14 protein-coding genes and 3 pseudogenes are annotated in these 15,190 nt (G+C 56.9%); 9 read left to right on the plus strand and 8 right to left on the minus strand.

What is annotated here, in order from left to right:
- Positions 1-106 precede the first annotated feature (106 nt).
- On the minus strand, positions 107-820 hold the full coding sequence (locus tag IQ241_RS23180) for a CPBP family intramembrane glutamic endopeptidase (RefSeq protein WP_193911834.1): 714 nt from the start codon (positions 818-820) through the stop codon (positions 107-109).
- 377 nt (positions 821-1,197) lie between these two features.
- Between IQ241_RS23180 and IQ241_RS23185 the strand changes: the two genes are divergently transcribed.
- Positions 1,198-2,091, plus strand: a complete 894-nt coding sequence (locus tag IQ241_RS23185) for a hypothetical protein (RefSeq protein ID WP_193911836.1) — start codon at positions 1,198-1,200, stop codon at positions 2,089-2,091.
- Here IQ241_RS23185 and IQ241_RS23190 read toward each other — a convergent pair.
- The 5 genes from IQ241_RS23190 to IQ241_RS23210 form a co-directional block, all read right to left on the minus strand.
- Positions 2,088-2,258: a chlorophyll a/b-binding protein gene (locus tag IQ241_RS23190; RefSeq protein WP_193911838.1), complete on the minus strand. Its 171-nt coding sequence runs from the start codon at positions 2,256-2,258 to the stop codon at positions 2,088-2,090. The genes IQ241_RS23185 and IQ241_RS23190 overlap by 4 nt on opposite strands.
- Before the next feature lie 87 nt (positions 2,259-2,345).
- A complete protein-coding gene (locus IQ241_RS23195; RefSeq protein WP_193911839.1) occupies positions 2,346-3,146 on the minus strand; it encodes an SDR family NAD(P)-dependent oxidoreductase in 801 nt (266 codons plus the stop codon).
- 166 nt (positions 3,147-3,312) lie between these two features.
- Positions 3,313-3,603 (minus strand): Uma2 family endonuclease, encoded by a 291-nt coding sequence (locus tag IQ241_RS23200; RefSeq protein ID WP_193911856.1) that lies wholly within the window; start codon positions 3,601-3,603, stop codon positions 3,313-3,315.
- Between the two features lie 131 nt (positions 3,604-3,734).
- Positions 3,735-4,040 carry a type II toxin-antitoxin system RelE/ParE family toxin gene (locus IQ241_RS23205; protein WP_193911842.1) on the minus strand — a complete coding sequence of 102 codons (306 nt, stop codon included), beginning with the start codon at positions 4,038-4,040 and terminating at the stop codon, positions 3,735-3,737.
- Between the two features lie 8 nt (positions 4,041-4,048).
- The gene (locus tag IQ241_RS23210; protein WP_193911844.1) at positions 4,049-4,306 is read right to left on the minus strand and encodes a type II toxin-antitoxin system ParD family antitoxin; all 258 of its coding nucleotides are present in this window, start codon (positions 4,304-4,306) and stop codon (positions 4,049-4,051) included.
- 219 nt (positions 4,307-4,525) lie between these two features.
- On the opposite strand from IQ241_RS23210, the pseudogene IQ241_RS25815 reads away from it, so the two are divergent.
- From IQ241_RS25815 to IQ241_RS23240, 7 genes and pseudogenes are all read left to right on the plus strand, one after another.
- A pseudogene (locus tag IQ241_RS25815) lies at positions 4,526-5,102 on the plus strand (type I restriction-modification system subunit M N-terminal domain-containing protein); the annotation flags it as partial.
- Between the two features lie 267 nt (positions 5,103-5,369).
- Positions 5,370-5,921, plus strand: coding sequence for a hypothetical protein (locus IQ241_RS25820; protein WP_228022016.1), 552 nt, complete (start codon positions 5,370-5,372; stop codon positions 5,919-5,921).
- A 505-nt stretch (positions 5,922-6,426) separates the two neighbouring features.
- Positions 6,427-6,647 (plus strand): annotated as a pseudogene (locus tag IQ241_RS23220) (UPF0175 family protein).
- Between the two features lie 164 nt (positions 6,648-6,811).
- On the plus strand, positions 6,812-7,396 hold the full coding sequence (locus IQ241_RS23225) for a zeta toxin family protein (RefSeq protein WP_193911846.1): 585 nt from the start codon (positions 6,812-6,814) through the stop codon (positions 7,394-7,396).
- Positions 7,393-7,593 (plus strand): hypothetical protein, encoded by a 201-nt coding sequence (locus IQ241_RS23230; RefSeq protein ID WP_193911848.1) that lies wholly within the window; start codon positions 7,393-7,395, stop codon positions 7,591-7,593. Before IQ241_RS23225 ends, IQ241_RS23230 begins: the two co-directional genes overlap by 4 nt.
- A gap of 50 nt (positions 7,594-7,643) precedes the next feature.
- Positions 7,644-9,749, plus strand: a pseudogene (locus IQ241_RS26805) (type I restriction endonuclease subunit R); the annotation flags it as partial.
- Entirely contained in the window at positions 9,730-10,365 is a 636-nt protein-coding gene (locus IQ241_RS23240) for a M48 family metallopeptidase (RefSeq protein ID WP_193911850.1), read from the plus strand. The pseudogene IQ241_RS26805 and the gene IQ241_RS23240, both read left to right, overlap by 20 nt.
- A 152-nt stretch (positions 10,366-10,517) precedes the next feature.
- On the opposite strand, the gene bicA is transcribed toward IQ241_RS23240, so the two are convergent.
- Both bicA and IQ241_RS23250 read right to left on the minus strand, forming a co-directional pair.
- The gene (gene bicA / locus IQ241_RS23245; protein WP_193911852.1) at positions 10,518-12,218 is read right to left on the minus strand and encodes a bicarbonate transporter BicA; all 1,701 of its coding nucleotides are present in this window, start codon (positions 12,216-12,218) and stop codon (positions 10,518-10,520) included.
- Between the two features lie 318 nt (positions 12,219-12,536).
- A complete protein-coding gene (locus IQ241_RS23250; RefSeq protein WP_193911854.1) occupies positions 12,537-13,691 on the minus strand; it encodes a CD225/dispanin family protein in 1,155 nt (384 codons plus the stop codon).
- Between the two features lie 214 nt (positions 13,692-13,905).
- On the opposite strand from IQ241_RS23250, the gene IQ241_RS23255 reads away from it, so the two are divergent.
- Positions 13,906-14,823, plus strand: a complete 918-nt coding sequence (locus IQ241_RS23255) for an ATP-binding cassette domain-containing protein (RefSeq protein ID WP_193911859.1) — start codon at positions 13,906-13,908, stop codon at positions 14,821-14,823.
- Positions 14,824-15,190: the final 367 nt, after the last annotated feature.

Consider the following 15,190-nt stretch of genomic DNA (forward strand, 5'->3'; position numbering starts at 1 on the left):
GGGAGCCCGTGTCAGACCCCGTTAGGGGCAGTGGGCGTTGAGCTGTCTAGCCACCCGTACGGAGAACAGCTGTGTCTGATTTCCTAGCCGGAGAATCCCCGCGCCTTCAGGGCGGGGAGCATGTCAAGCTGAGCCAGGCCAAGAATAGGCCAAACATAAAATAATAGGCAACCAGGCTGCCCTTGCCTACCGCCGATACCTGCGTCAGCACTTCGGGATTGCTCAAATGAAAGGCCATAAAGATCAGCGAAGTCAGCGCGATCGCGACCCCAGTTTTGAGCTTTAGCCCCAGCCCCTGAAGCAGATAGCCGCGAAAAAACAGCTCCTCTGTGCCGGTTTGCAGCGGGGTTAGAATCAGCGCCAGCAGTAGAAAAGCAAAAAATTCTTGAGGATCGTAGGTCAGGGTAAAAGATTCAGGACTCAGCAGGTAGCTCAGCCCGACGTTGGTCAGCTGAATCACCATAAAAACGGTAAAGCCTTGCAGCACTCGCATCCAGCTCACCCGCTGACTCGGCGTAATCAGCGATCGCAGCGGTCGCCGATGCAGATAGCGCACCGCAATAAAAATGCCGAGCAAAAAGAACGCAAAGCCGAGATTTAAAACGGCAAAGGTCACATAGGACGGAACGCCTTCGATGGCAAAAGGCTGGGCAACGATCCGAGTGGCCGGGTTATTGTCTAGCTCAGTCACCAGATACAGGCCAATCCCGTTCAGGATGCTGCCTCCATACCAGATCGCCAGGATCAGCGGGACGCCCAGCAGATAGCGCCACCAGCGGTTTTGGCCCAGGCGGGCGAGCTGCATAAACGGCTGAGTCATAGAGCAGGGCGCGATCGCGTCTCCGGCAAAGATGCCCTATCTATAGCAAAATCTACAGCAGGTTAACGTCGCTCTGATGGAGCCAGCAGCGATAGGCCGGGTTGTAAAACCAGCTCTGGCCCTGATCATCGACCCTGCGACCGTCAACCTCAATCCAGACATTGGGGTCAAAAGCTATGAAATAATTTAAGCTAAATCTAGTGTCGCTGATCTATGCCGTTCTAGCAGCCCGTCCTGACGCTTACCACATCCCTCTCCCTTAGTCACCTTGGGTTTTGCAAAGTTTTCTTACCGGGCGTTAAATCACTTATCATTCATGTCGCTTGGGAAGCGAAGTGATTAAGCTTTGAACAGCGTAGGTTTTTTGCTTGAGCCGCATGACTTTTTCTATTGAACGTCCGTCCGCGTCTGCACAGCCTGACCCTGCTTTTGACAATATTCAGCTGGCGCTTGCGATCGCGGCTCCCCAAACCCTCAGAGCCCTCCTCTGCGACAGCTCCCCAGCCCTGATCTCCCCAGTGCAGCTGGGCTCAGTCCAAATTGACATCGGTATCCCGCTGCCGGGGACGGCTGAACCGCTTGACGGCATTCTGCGCTACGAGCAGGTGCACTGCGTTCTGGCTGATCCCGAGCTGGGTCAAACCGATAGTGGAATGGCTGAGCGGCAGCCTTCCTACCCAATCCTGACCCAGTTTCGGTCGGATTTGCAGACGCTGCTGTGGGGGGTGCGGCGGGAAGTTGCGATCGCCACCCTGACCCAGGCTGGCTTCTGCCACGAGCAGATTACCGCCATTTTGCAGCTGCCCAACCAGGCCTGGCATAAATCCTGGTGGACTCAAATCGACGAGCGAGGCCATACGGTTCAGCCCTTTCAGCGCTGGATGCGCAGTCGCTGCCAGGTGAACGGCACTTTCACCGTGCAGTATCAGGACTATTTTCCGCAGGAGCCGCCGCCCTGCTTTGCCAGCCAGTCCCGCAGCGCCCCGGTGTTTATTCAGCCGCGCTTCCGCCCGTTTCACGAAACCCTAGCCGCGATCAACCGCGCTCGTAGCCTGCTCAGCTGCGGGCCAGCCATCCTGATTGCCAGCGAACTCTCCGACGCCGAAACGGAAGGCTTCATCCGCCAGGGCGTCAGCCTCTATACGGTCAGCTCACATTTGCAAACCAGCCCGTCGCGCTGCCACCTCTGCGCCCAGAACGGCTGTCCGCTCAACGGTCGGGATAATTCTCCGGTGCGGCAGTGCGCGCAGTTTCGGCTGCGTTCGGCTTAGGTCAGTCCTAGCCAGCTCAGCAGTCCTCGTCCGGTGAAGTATTCGATCGCGAGCAGTGCTACAAAGCCGACCATGGCGGCTCGACCGTTTAAGCGTTCGGCGTATTCGGTAAAGCCGGTTTTGGGCCGGTCGATTTTGGGGACTTGAGTGGGTTGAATGCTAGTCATCAGGCCAATGATTAAAGAATAGGATTTTCTATTTTCTCGATTCTAGGGTTGCTCAGCACTAGAGCTGAGCAACCTTAGGGAGCCGGGTTAGCCAACGGTCGCGACGGAGCCGCCATCGACCCGCCAGTTGGAGCCCAGGACATAGCTAGAGCGCTCTGAGCAGAGAAAGGCAATCACCGCGGCCACTTCTTCCGGCTGGCCGCGACGCTTGAGCTCGATGAACGGACGATTTTCCTTCAGGAAGCTCTGGACGGCTTCGTCTCGGCTGACGCCCTGCTCCTTGGCTCGCTGATCCATCATGGCGTTGGTCATCGGCGATTCGACAAAGGCTGGACCAACGGAGTTGACCAGCACCCCGTCCTGCCCGTAGGCTTTCGAGAGGTTTTTAGCTAGGTTCAAAATCCCCGCTTTGCAGGCGCAGTAGGGCATATCGTCCACGTAGGGCTGCTCTGCGTCTTCGGAACCCAGCAGAATGACGCGGCCCCAGCCGCTTTCACGCATTGGCGGGATAAAGGCGCGGCAGCAGCGGACGGCTCCCATCAGGTCAATGGCGATGGTCTTTTCCCAACCGTCGTCATCAATGCTCAAAAAGTCGCCCGTCGCGCCCGTAATCCCAGCGCAGTGCACCAGAATGTGAACCGTGCCATACTCATCGATGACTTTTTTCTTGGCCGCTTCGACCTGGTCGAGCTGGGTAATATCCGCCTGGAGGGGAAAGGCTGTGCCATAGGGCTTCAGCGACTCAATCGCCTCCTCCAGGTGATCCTTCGTCCGGTTCAAAATGGCGACCTTCGCGCCTTCTTGCAGCAGAATTTCCGCCGTCGCCTTACCAATCCCCGAATCGCCTCCGGTAATGACGGCAACCTTGTCCTTAAGTCCTAAATCCATCTGCAACTTCCTCTCGAACGACTCGGCGCAGAGTTCGGCTAGCCCTGCGCAAAACTACCTACATGATAAGGCGAGAAAGGGCGGTCAGCCCGCAAAGTCCTAATGCTTTTAGGCGCGGTAAGCGTTCGCGGAGCGTCTCCAAAGGAGTTAGCCATGCGGAAGGCTGTCACAAATCAGGCGGCAGCGCCTCCCAGCAGGGCCGAGTGACCCAGGCCAGGTTTGGAGCGCGATCGCCGCCGCTCGGCAGCCTGAAGCAGGTCGAGGAGTCAAAGACGACGCCCAGTTTGGTCTGCCGATTCCAGATGACCCGATCAGCCCCAACCTCAACGTTGCGATTCCCCGTCTCGCCACCGGTAGGCGGTATAATCAGCAAATAGCCTCCCGGCGTCCGTTCAAACTTAACGTCGGGATGAGCCCGACATAGCTCATAAAACTGCCGGTCAGTCAGGTTTGCCAGGGTTCTAGGGTCTACAGTAAACGTCTTGGCGCTACAGACAGTAGGTTACCGCTAAGCTATCAGACCAGTTTTAGCCCTACAAGCCGCGATCACCCAACGACTGCAGACTTCATTATCGAGAATTTGCACCTTCAATCTATCTCCTCAAATAGTGCCGTCACATTCTGATAGCCGCTGAGAATCCGAATGATTTCTACACCGTCTTCTACAGATCGATAAAAAATCAGATATTGTTCGATTGGAAAGCTTCGCAAATTAGGCGCTAGCTCTTCTCTCAATCGTCCCATTCCAGGGAAAGAAGCTAGCCGCAGACACTTTTCGTTGATCTTCCTCAGAATCCGTTCCGCAGCGTCTAGATCGGCCCGTTCTGCAATGTAGTCAATAATGTTTTCAAGGTCGCGACTCGCCGTTGGCGTAAAGCGGCAAACGTTGCTCATGCTGCGAATTATTCGGAGCGCTGCCGTAGTTTATCGTGAAGCCTCTGAAAAACAGTCTCTGCTACAGTCAGTTCGCCCTTGTTTGCTTCTGCAAGGCCGACTGCGACTTCTCGCTGTAACTCCTCGAAGCGGCCTTCGTAAACCTGCTCGCGGACTTCCAGTAGGCGAATACCTGCTAAGACAACGTCCTCTACTGAAGCATAGTTCCCGCGCTTCAGCTGCTGATGGACGAACTGCTCTAGCTCTGGAGGAAGCGTGATGTTCATAGAGAGAAACTGCTGCAGGCAGCTACTTTACCGTTCAAGCAGCACCATAGCAGTACTACTTGAGCCCATTCTAGCGGTTTCACAAATGGGTGGCACCAGGATACGTACCCCCTCACAACAAAACTGATGCTTTAATCTGGGCAGTCTAGATACCGAAGCAGACCGGCGCGTTTGCTGGCAAAATGGCTTCGACCCGCCTGCGCTAGACTAAAGCCCACTATGGCCATTAAGAAAACCGAACTGTATCGCTCCCTCTGGGCCAGCTGCGACGAGCTGCGCGGCGGCATGGGCGTCACAGTATAAGGACTATGTGCTGACGCTGCTGTTCATGAAGTATATCTCTGACCGCTATGCCGGGGATTCCTATGCGCCGATTGTGGTGCCGGAGGGCTGCGCGTTTGACCAGCTGGTAGGGCTGAAAGGCGATAAGGAAATTGGCGACAAGATCAACAAAATTATCGGCAGGCTAGCGGAGAAAAACGGCCTGAAGGGCGTCATTGACGTGGCTGACTTCAACGATGAAGACAGGCTGGGCAAGGGCAAGGATATGGTCGATCGCCTGTCGAAGCTGGTGGCGATCTTTAGCGGCCTCAACCTGCGGGCCAATCGGGCCGAGGGCGATGACCTGCTGGGGGATGCCTATGAGTACCTGATGCGCCATTTTGCCACCGAGTCGGGCAAGAGCAAGGGCCAGTTTTATACCCCGGCGAAAGTCTCGCGGATTCTAGCCAAGGTCGTCGGGGTGACCGATCAGACGCCCCAGGATCGGACGGTCTATGACCCCACCTGCGCAGCGCTCTGTTTGCGCCGGACGGCGGCCAGGCGGGCTATCGTCAGAGCCTGGTCGAGGCCAGCCAGGTGAAGGCGACGATTCTCAACCATCCAGAATTTACCGCCTTTGCGGCGCGATCGCGCTCCCTTTATACCGACTGGTGCCAGGCCCACGCGGCGCGGCTAAAGGGCATTGCCGTGGGCGATCAGCCGAAAGCGCTGATTCATACGATTGCAGAAGACCTGCTGGCCCGGTTTGCCCAGGCCGACCTGATTCCGCCTGGACTGCTTGGTGGCGCGCTATTTCGCGGACAAGCAGGCGCATCTGGAGCAGCTCCAGGCCGACCTAGACGGCATCAGTCAGGAGCTGGAAGCGCTGATCGAGGAGCACAGCGGCGAGGAGGGACTGCTGTGCGAGGCCCAGACGGATTCGGGCAAGGTGACCAAGAGCAGCGTCAGCGGTCGGCTCAAGGCGCTAAAGGGTCGCAGCGGTGATGAAGAGGCGGCGGTGCTGAAGCAGTGCCTGGTCCGATTTGACCAGGAGACGACGGCGAAGAAGGCGGTCAAGGAAACCCAGGAGGCGCTAGATCGGGCAGTCTTTGCCCAGTATCCCCGGCTGAGCGAGGCGGAGATCAAAACGCTGGTGGTGCAGGACAAGTGGATGGCGACGCTGGAAAGGTTGGTGCAGGCCGAGATTGAGCGGGTGACGCAGCAGCTGGCCAACCGAGTCAAGGACCTGGAGGAGCGCTACGCGGAGCCGCTGCCGCAGCTGGTAGAGGAGGTGGAAGCGCGATCGCGCCTAGTCGAAGCGCATTTGCGAAAGATGGGGCTAACGTGGGGGTAGCCCTGACCCCGGGTTCTGCCAATTCTCCAACCGCCGGTTGGAGAATTTCCTGAGCTGCGGTTGAGGCTGCCGCAATCCAACTTAGGTAAAGCTGGCAAATCCAAATGCTTTAAGGGGTGCTTATGGTTGCTGGATCTCCCTAAATCCCTCTTGGGAGATCCCCCTAAATCCCCCTTGGGAAGGGGACTTTGAGTCAATTCCCTTCTTGCCAAAAAGGAGGATTTAGTCATTCCCCCTTTTCCAAGGGGGGCTAGGGGGGATCCAAAGGGAAGCTGAGGGAATGGTGCCCATACTCCTACATAAATGCCAAATGACCCCGAATGAAGCGCCAGCAATTGACAATTGGCCCAGAAGCGCACATACCTGAAATTCTGCGACAGCCTGTCGCAGAATTTCAACGGGGAGTATAAGAACCGTGATCAGAGGAGGAGATGAAGGATTTTTTGCCTCAGAATCTAGGATTGATTCGATGGTTTGGTATCGAATATAGCCGTTATCAATTGAAATTTTGAAAGCCAGCGGACTGACGAAAGACGAGTTTTTTTGGAGATTGTCTTGCTGCTTTTTCAGCAGGACAGAATTAGCCTGGGCAAAGCAGCCGAGTTATTGAACATGCCGCAAATCCGATTTCAGCGGCTGATTGCAGAACGCGGCATCTGTGTTCATTACGACGTGGCTGAATTTCAGGAAGATATTCAGCACCTAACCGCTAAAGGTTGGCTGTGATTGACGAGGCAGGGTTTTGAGCAACCTGCTCTATGCAGAAGTTTTAAGTGTGGCGGGTGAGGGTGGGGAATAGTCAATTGCCTGATGGATATAAGCAGACGGAAATTGGGATCATTCAAACAGGGCATGATGCAAGAGCTCCTCACCGGCAAAACGCGGCTCATATGACCAGCCCTCCGCCGAGCTGCTGGATCATCGCCGGACCCAACGGGGCAGGCAAAACCACCTTTGCCCTGCAATACCTGCCCAGCGTCGCCAACTGCCGCAACTTTGTCAACGCCGACCTGATCGCCGCAGGCTTATCGCCCCTAGCCCCCGAAGCAGGGCTGATAGCCGCCAGCCGACTTTTTCTTAGAGAAATCGAAAACCGCATCCAGGTTAGGCAAGACTTCGCCTTTGAAACTACGCTAGCTGGGCGCAGCTATCTCAGGCTGATTAAACGACTGCGGGCAGAGGGCTGGCGGGTTGAGCTGATCTATCTGGCCTTACTGAATGTCGAAACATCGCGCCTGCGCGTGGCCGAGCGCGTTGCCCACGGCGGTCACAGCATTCCCCTGTCAGATATCGAGCGTCGATTTCCGCGAAGTTTGCGCAATTTACTCAACGAGTTTAGCTTTGCAGTAGACCGCACCCAGTGCTATCTGAACGACAGCGACTCTCCGCTGCTAATCTTTACTCAGCAGGGAGAAGCCCGCGAAATCCTTCGACCCGAACTATTTAATCAACTCATTCAGCAAGCAGAACGATGACCCCTACGCCTCCCGATAGCCAGCAAATCCTAGAGGCTCTGAGAAAAGCGGTAGCAGACGACTTAGAGCGAAAACGCCGCCTGGGTCACTATGCCGTCATCTGTCGCGATGGCAAACCCATGTTAATTGGCGAAGATGCCCCAACCTATCCCGCCCCGCCATCAAAGCGAACCAAACGCAACCGGCCCAAAGCCTGAATCCCCAAACTGGGCATAATGCAGACACGACTCATCGGGAGAACACAGCCATGAGCACCGTCGGACAGCGCGAGCGAATCATCCAAAATCGGGTCGTGGGGCTATTTCGCGATCGCCTCCACTACGACTATTTAGGCAACTGGGAAACCCGCCCCAACAACCGCAATATCGAACCCGAGCTGCTCACCCGATGGCTTCAGCAGCAGGACGTCAGCGAAACCCTAATCGGCAAAACCCTGCGCACCCTCAGCCAGGCTGCCGCCCTGGGCGAAGGCAAGCACCTCTACGATGCCAACAAAGCCGTCTACCGGCTGCTCCGCTACGCGTCAAAGTCAAAGCTGGCGCCGGCGAGCAAACCCAGACCGTCTGGCTAATCGACTGGAAGCACCCAGAAAATAATCACTTTGCCCTGGCCGAAGAAGTCACCATCCAGGGCGAGCATAATAAGCGCCCGGATATTGTACTGTACGTCAACGGCATTGCCCTGGGCGTGCTCGAACTCAAGCGCTCCAGCGTTTCCATCGGCGAGGGCATTCGCCAAAACCTGGACAATCAAAAAAAGCAGTTCATCCGCCCCTTCTTCACCACGATGCAGCTGGTGATGGCCGGGAACGATACCCAGGGCCTGCGCTACGCCAACATCGAAACCCCCGAAAAATACTATCTACAGTGGAAAGAAGCCGCCGAAAATCCCTTCGGTAGAGACCTCGACTGGCACCTCAGCCTGCTGTGCCACAAAGCCCGCTTCCTGGAGCTGATTCACAACTTCATCGTCTTCGACGCGGGCACCAAAAAGACCTGCCGCCATAATCAGTACTTCGGCATCCAGGCTGCCCAGCAGCGGGTGCAGCAGCGAGAGGGCGGCATCATCTGGCACCCAGGGATCGGGCAAAAGCCTGACCATGGTGTGGCTGGCCAAATGGCTGCGCGAAAACGTCACCGATGCGCGAGTGCTGATCGTCACCGACCGCACCGAGCTGGATGAGCAAATCGAAAAAGTTTTCAAAGGCGTCGATGAAGACATCTACCGCACCGCCAGCGGGGCCGACCTGGTGACCCTCCTAAACCAGCCCGCGCCCTGGCTGATCTGCTCACTGGTGCATAAGTTTGGCTCCGGTCGGGAAGACCATGCTATCGACCAGTTCATCACCGAGTTGCAACAGCTGCCCAATGCCGCCCAGGGCGAGCTCTTTGTCTTTGTGGATGAATGCCACCGCACCCAGTCCGGCAAGCTCCATTCGGCTATGAAGGCGATTCTGCCTCGGGCCATGTTCATCGGCTTCACCGGCACGCCGCTGCTGAAAAAAGACAGGCAAAAAAGCATCGAAGTCTTCGGCAGCTACATTCATACCTACAAATTTGACGAAGCCGTCGCCGATGGCATCGTCCTCGACCTCCGCTACGAAGCCCGCGACATCGACCAGCACCTGACCTCAACCCAGAAAATAGACCAGTGGTTTGAGGTCAAAACCCAGGGCCTGACGCCGATTGCCAAAGGCCAGATGAAAGAGCGGTGGGGCACCTTGCAAAAGGTGCTCTCCAGCCAGTCGCGGCTGGAGCAAATCGTCAACGACATTCTGCTCGACCTGGATATCAAACCCCGGCTGGCCGACGGACGCGGCAACGCCATGCTGGTCTGCGCCAGCATCTACCAGGCTTGCAAAGTCTATGAGCTATTCAGCCAGAAGGGCTTAGACGGCAAATGCACGATCGTCACCAGCTACCACCCCTCCCCCGCCGATATCAAAGGCGAAGAAAGCGGCGAGGGCCTAACCGAGCGGCTGCACCAGTATGAGATCTACCGCAAAATGCTGGCCGACTACTTCGACCAGCCCGCCGACCAGGCCATGCACCGGGTGGAAGAATTTGAGCAGCAGGTGAAGCAGCGCTTTATCCACGAGCCCGGCCAGATGCGGCTGCTAATCGTCGTCGATAAGCTGCTTACCGGCTTCGACGCCCCCTCCGCCACCTACCTCTACATCGACAAGCAGATGCGCGACCACGGCCTCTTCCAGGCAATCTGTCGGGTGAATCGGCTGGACGGCGACGATAAAGAATATGGCTACATCGTGGACTACAAAGACCTGTTCAACCGGCTAGAGGGCGCAATCGGCGACTACACCAGCGGTGCCCTCGATGGCGCTCCGCAAACCGATCAAAAACCTGCACCTGGCCGTCTACCCGCCAAATGGCACCGTTCGAGTCGCTGCCCCGCTGCCGATGACCGATGACAATGTTCGCCTAGCCGTCATCTCCCGCCTCCGGTGGATTCGCCAGCAGCAGGCCGCCTTCGAAACCCAACCCCGCCAGTCCCCAAGTGAAATGGTCACCGGCGAGAGCCACTATGTCTTTGGCCAGCGCTACCGCCTGGAAGTAATCGAACGCTCAGGGCGTCACGAGGTCATCCTCAGTCCCGGCCACAAACTCCAGCTCTTCGTCCAGCCCGGCACTTCCCTCCAGAACCGAAGATTAGCCCTGAACAACTGGTATCGCCAGCAGCTCAAAAGGCGCATCCCCGAGCTGCTCACCCACTGGCAGCCGATCGTCGGCCAGTTCCTCGCCGACTGGGGCATTAAACGAATGAAAACCAAATGGGGCAGCTGCAACATCCGCCAGCGCCGCATCTGGCTGAACCTAGAACTGGCCAAAAAGCCGGTCGAATGCCTCGAATACGTCCTCGTCCATGAGCTCGTCCATCTGCACGAGCGCCACCACAGCGATCGCCTCAAAGCCCTAATGGACAAATTCATGCCCCAATGGCAACTCTACTGAGACCGGCTGCAAAGCACCCCATTGAGCCATGAAAATTGGAAGGATAGCAGAACGGGCAAGGCACGATTACAATTTTCCACCCCTGGCTAGGAGAGAGTATCGATGCTTTCCTCGGCAAGCTAGTTTATCCAACCAAGCGCGCGACCAAACCGCTAGGTTGGCTGCGGATTCATAGCGCCTTCTGCAACTGGCGGTGCGCTTTGCAGCGGGCCGACCGAGCTGACGGCCTGGCGCAGGGCCTCTGTCCGATCCATCAGCAGGCTACCGGCGGGCAGGCGGTCAAAGAGGCCCATGTCTTGCAGACGCCGCTTGATCTGACCGGTTGCCCCTACGATCAAGACTCGACGACCCTTATCGATGGCCTCTTTAATCGCATTTTCAATCGCCAGAGATGAGGTTACGCCCAGGTGGGGGACGTCACTGAGGTCGAAGATCAGCACGTCGCACTGGCCGATGGCGTTGTTTTCACGCGCGATCGCTTTTGCCACACCAAAAATCATCGGGCCGCTGAGGTGGAACAGCAGGACGCGACCATCCGCCCGGTCGAGTAGCGCCTTTTCCTCAGCGTTGAGAACAATCGCATCGTCGGCGTCGGTGACCGTCTTGACGCCTTCCTCAGCCTGATGCTTACTCAACCGGTCAATGGTCAGGATGTTCGCGATGAATACGCCAATCCCAACAGCTGCAATCAGATCGACAAACACCGTTAGGATAATCACCCCGTACATAATTAAGGAACCCTTATACGAGATTTGGTGGGCGCGCTTGAGGAAGCTCCAGTCAATAATGTCGATTCCAACCTTCAGCGCAATTCCAGCGAGGACCGCCATTGGAATGGTTTCCGTCAGGTTACCGGCCCCCATCACCACGATAAACAGGATAAACGCGCGGATCAGGCCAGATAGGGCTGTACGACCGCCCGCCTGAATATTAACCACCGTTCCCATCGTTGCCCCTGCTCCGGCAATGCCGCCAAAGAGACCGGCAGCAACGTTTCCCAATCCCTGACCAATCAGCTCCTTGTTAGAATCGTGCTCGGTGCGGGTCAGACTGTCGGCAATCACTGACGTCAGCAGGGCGTCAATACAGCCGAGCATCCCTAAAACCGCTGCGTTAGCCAGCATCAGTCGGAGTTGGCCAACGCTGAACATCGGCATCTGTAGCGCTGGCAGCCCCATGGGGATTTCGCCAATTCGGCGAATCTCAATACCCGAGAAGAATACGAGCGAAATAATCGTGCCGACGACCAGTGCCACCAGCTGCGGCGGGACAAATCGCCTAATCTTAGCAGGGGTAAAGATTAGCAGGGCAACCGTGAGAACGGCCAACGCCGTTTCGGCTGGGCTGATATTCGTCAATAGTTCGGGCAGACCCCCCAAAGTTCCCAGGACGCCTCCCTTAGGGCTTTCTTGGCCTAAAAACGGCGCGATCTGCAAAATAATCAGAATAATTCCAATCCCAGACATAAAGCCCGAAATCACGGTGTAGGGCATGAGCGTGACATATCGCCCCAGCCGCAGAACACCCAGGAGAATCTGAAAAACGCCGGCCAGCATGACCACGGTAAAGGCCATGGCCAGACCGTTCTCAGGGTTGGCAGCGATGAGGCTAGAAACGACCGCGGTCATCACTACGGTCATCGGCCCAGTCGGTTCAGAAATCAGCGTCGGCGTACCGCCAAACAGCGCCGCAAAAAAGCCGACTAAGACCGCGCCCCACAGGCCGGCTGCGGCTCCGGCCCCCGATGCGACCCCGAAGGCAAGCGCCATAGGCAGAGCGATGATAGCGGCGGTAATTCCCCCAAAGAGATCGCCGCGCAGATGCCTGAAGTTAATTTGGTTTGTGATTTGCATAGGACTATGGGAGCAAGACTAGCAAACTAAATTGATAAAAGTCTATAAACAACTGCGAATGAGTTTAGTTTTATCTATGCTAAGCATAGCATCAGCGATTCACCACAGAGCAGCTTCTGGGATTTCAAATTTTCATTGATGTCTCAATTCTCGGTGATCAGCTGCACAAATTCAAAGCTTTTCTACAGGCAAACCGGCTGAGCGATCGAGGACGTCCTCAATCGCTCAGCCGGTTCGAAGCGGTCTATTTATTAGATAAGCCGGTCTGTTTAAATACGGTTAGTTCAGCAGAACGCTAAATGGCAGCATCTACCCTTTCTATGGCCCACTGTTAGGTCGTTCTACCCGCTGCGGTAGCGAAGGAGGTAGCTCTCGAATTGAGGCAAAAGCCGCATAGCCGAGGGGAAACATAGCCAAAAAACAGAGCGTCGCGCTGCCCGCCAGACAAAGCCCTTTAACCGTTTTTGAGGCTCGCAGCGACTCGATATAGCATCCGCTCTGGTAATACTTCTTTACATGAGCCGCGTAGATTAGGGCAGGGATGCCAAACGGGGGAAAGACGAGCAGGGCAGACAGGGCCATCTGCCAGTTGCTGGGCGGGCAGGGCTGTCCCTTATAGAGACCATAGGATTGAGACCACTCGGGCCGGGTAGAGTCGGCAACATAGCCATAGAGCTGAAATTTCTCAACTTCAGCCAGCTGCAGCGGAACTAAACGCTGGCGAATTTGAGCCGGCAGGGTGTAGTAGTTGATTCCCGTGCCCAGCTGTCGGCGAATCGTGATATCCAGCCGGTTGCCGCTGTGGTGAACTTGAATGTTAAGCTTTTCGGGATCCGGCTCGGCCAGAATAGGCTGTAGCAGGTGGGTCAGCTGCTGGTCATAGGCGGTCTGTTTGGCTTCGCTGAGCTGCTGCTTGGCCTGCTCTAAACCAAAGTCGTTGCAAACGGCTAGCTCCCAGTCCTGAATGGCCCCAACGCGATCGCCCATCAGCTGCCGCAGATTACCCCGATGCAAGTAGGCTTGAGCTAGATTCGGACTGTCTACTAGGGCCTGATCGAGGTCTTCCAGCGCCGCTGCATAATCCTGACGCGAGAGGTAAACTAGCGCCCGGCTGTAGCGGACATCGGCATAGCCCGGGCGATACCGTAGGGCCTCTGCCCAGTCTGTCAGCGCCCCATCCTGATCGCCGTTCTCGTAGCGCAGCAGGCCGCGATTGGCGTAGGCTCTGGCGTGGGTATGGTCAGCCGCGATCGCGTGTTCAAAGTCGGCCAGCGCCCCGGCTGAGTCACCCAGCTGCCGACGGCACAGGCCGCAGTCAACGAGGACTTCTGACGGTTCTGGATGGTCCGCGATCGCGCGTTCAAAGGCCGCGATCGCGGCGGCGGGGGCGGCCTGCCGCACAAGAGTAAGGCTTTGCCGGTAGGCCAGCTTAGCGCGCTGACGGCGGTACCAGGTCTGAGACGGTAGTGACATGCTGTTCCCTAGATGCTCCAGCCTCAAGACTAGCTAAACTTGATGTGCAGAGAAATCGGCGGTAAGGCTGAAGCTCCGTAACATAATTCCAAAAAGCATTTCCGTATAATTTACTACAATATTGGCCGGCCAAGCAGCCGGTGGAGCGCAGCGGTTTAGTGGCCTATTCAAACCTTAGGAGACAGTCATTTTGACTTCCATCGTAGACGCCCCCATGGTGGATGTCAGGCAGCTCACCAAGCGGTTCGGGTCCCACCAGGTGTTAAAAGGCATCGATCTGTCAGTTCCCACCGGCACCCTGCTGGGCGTACTGGGTCCAAACGGCGCGGGCAAAACGACAGTGATCAACTGTCTGACCACGCTACTCCAGCCGGACGGCGGCTATGCCACCATTGCCGGCTACGATGTGGTCAAACAGCCTGCCGCAGTGCGTGCCCTGATCGGCCTGACGGGCCAGTTCGCGGCGGTCGATGAGGAACTCACCGGGCGCGAAAATCTGATTTTATTTGGCCGTCTGCTGCGGCTCTCTCGCCGCGAAGCGCAGCGTCGGGCCGCAAGCTTGCTAGACCAGTTCGACCTAGCGGCGGCAGCCGACCGACCGGTCAAGACCTTTTCCGGCGGGATGCGACGGCGGCTGGACCTGGCCGCCAGCATCGTTGCTGAGCCGCTAGTGCTGTTTCTAGATGAGCCGACGACCGGGCTCGACCCGCGCAGCCGCCAGCAGCTCTGGGCGGTGGTACGCGATTTGAAGCAGCGCGGCATTACCATTTTGCTGACGACGCAGTATTTGGAAGAGGCCGACGCTCTGGCCGACCGGATAGTGGTGATCGATCAGGGCCAGGTGATCGCTGAGGGCACCGCCGATGACTTAAAGGATCGGGTGGGCGGCGCCTTTTGTGAAATCCGGCTGGTCAATCTCCAGGATGCAGCAAAGGTAAAGCAGGTTCTGGTAGATGTGGGCGAGCTGAGTGGGGATGGACCGTACGCGATCGCGGCTCCCCAGGGTGTGGCGACCCTAGCTGACGTGATTCAGCGGCTGGCGGCGGCGGGGATTGCCGTGGCGGATATTTCACTGCGGCGGCCGAGTTTGGACGATGTGTTTTTTGCGCTGACGCGGGAGGGGGAGGGGTAGTGGGTGAAGAGTGATGAGTAGAGAGTAAAGAGTGGAGGGTAGTGGGTGATGGGGTAATGGGGTGTAGACGCGGTAGCGGCTTCCCGAAGGGTAGGGGTGTTCGCGTAGCGTCGTCGTAGGCGTTAGGGGTGATCTGTAGGGGCTTGGTTCCCAAGCCCAAGCAGCAAGGTTCCCAAGCCCAGGCAGCGAGGCAGGGTAAGCGCAAGAATCAATAAAGACTGCCTTATTGAGAAAAATGGCCGCGCCTATGTCAACAGGGTAAAGCTATTGAGAAAGGCGAGTACGAAAAACTGGGGCTTCTAGCCACGTCTGCAGCGCCCAAAAGCCAATGCATACTTTGGATACGATTTTCTTGCGCTTACCCTGG

This window comes from Vasconcelosia minhoensis LEGE 07310 (assembly GCF_015207255.1).
GTDB lineage: Bacteria > Cyanobacteriota > Cyanobacteriia > Phormidesmidales > Phormidesmidaceae > Vasconcelosia > Vasconcelosia minhoensis.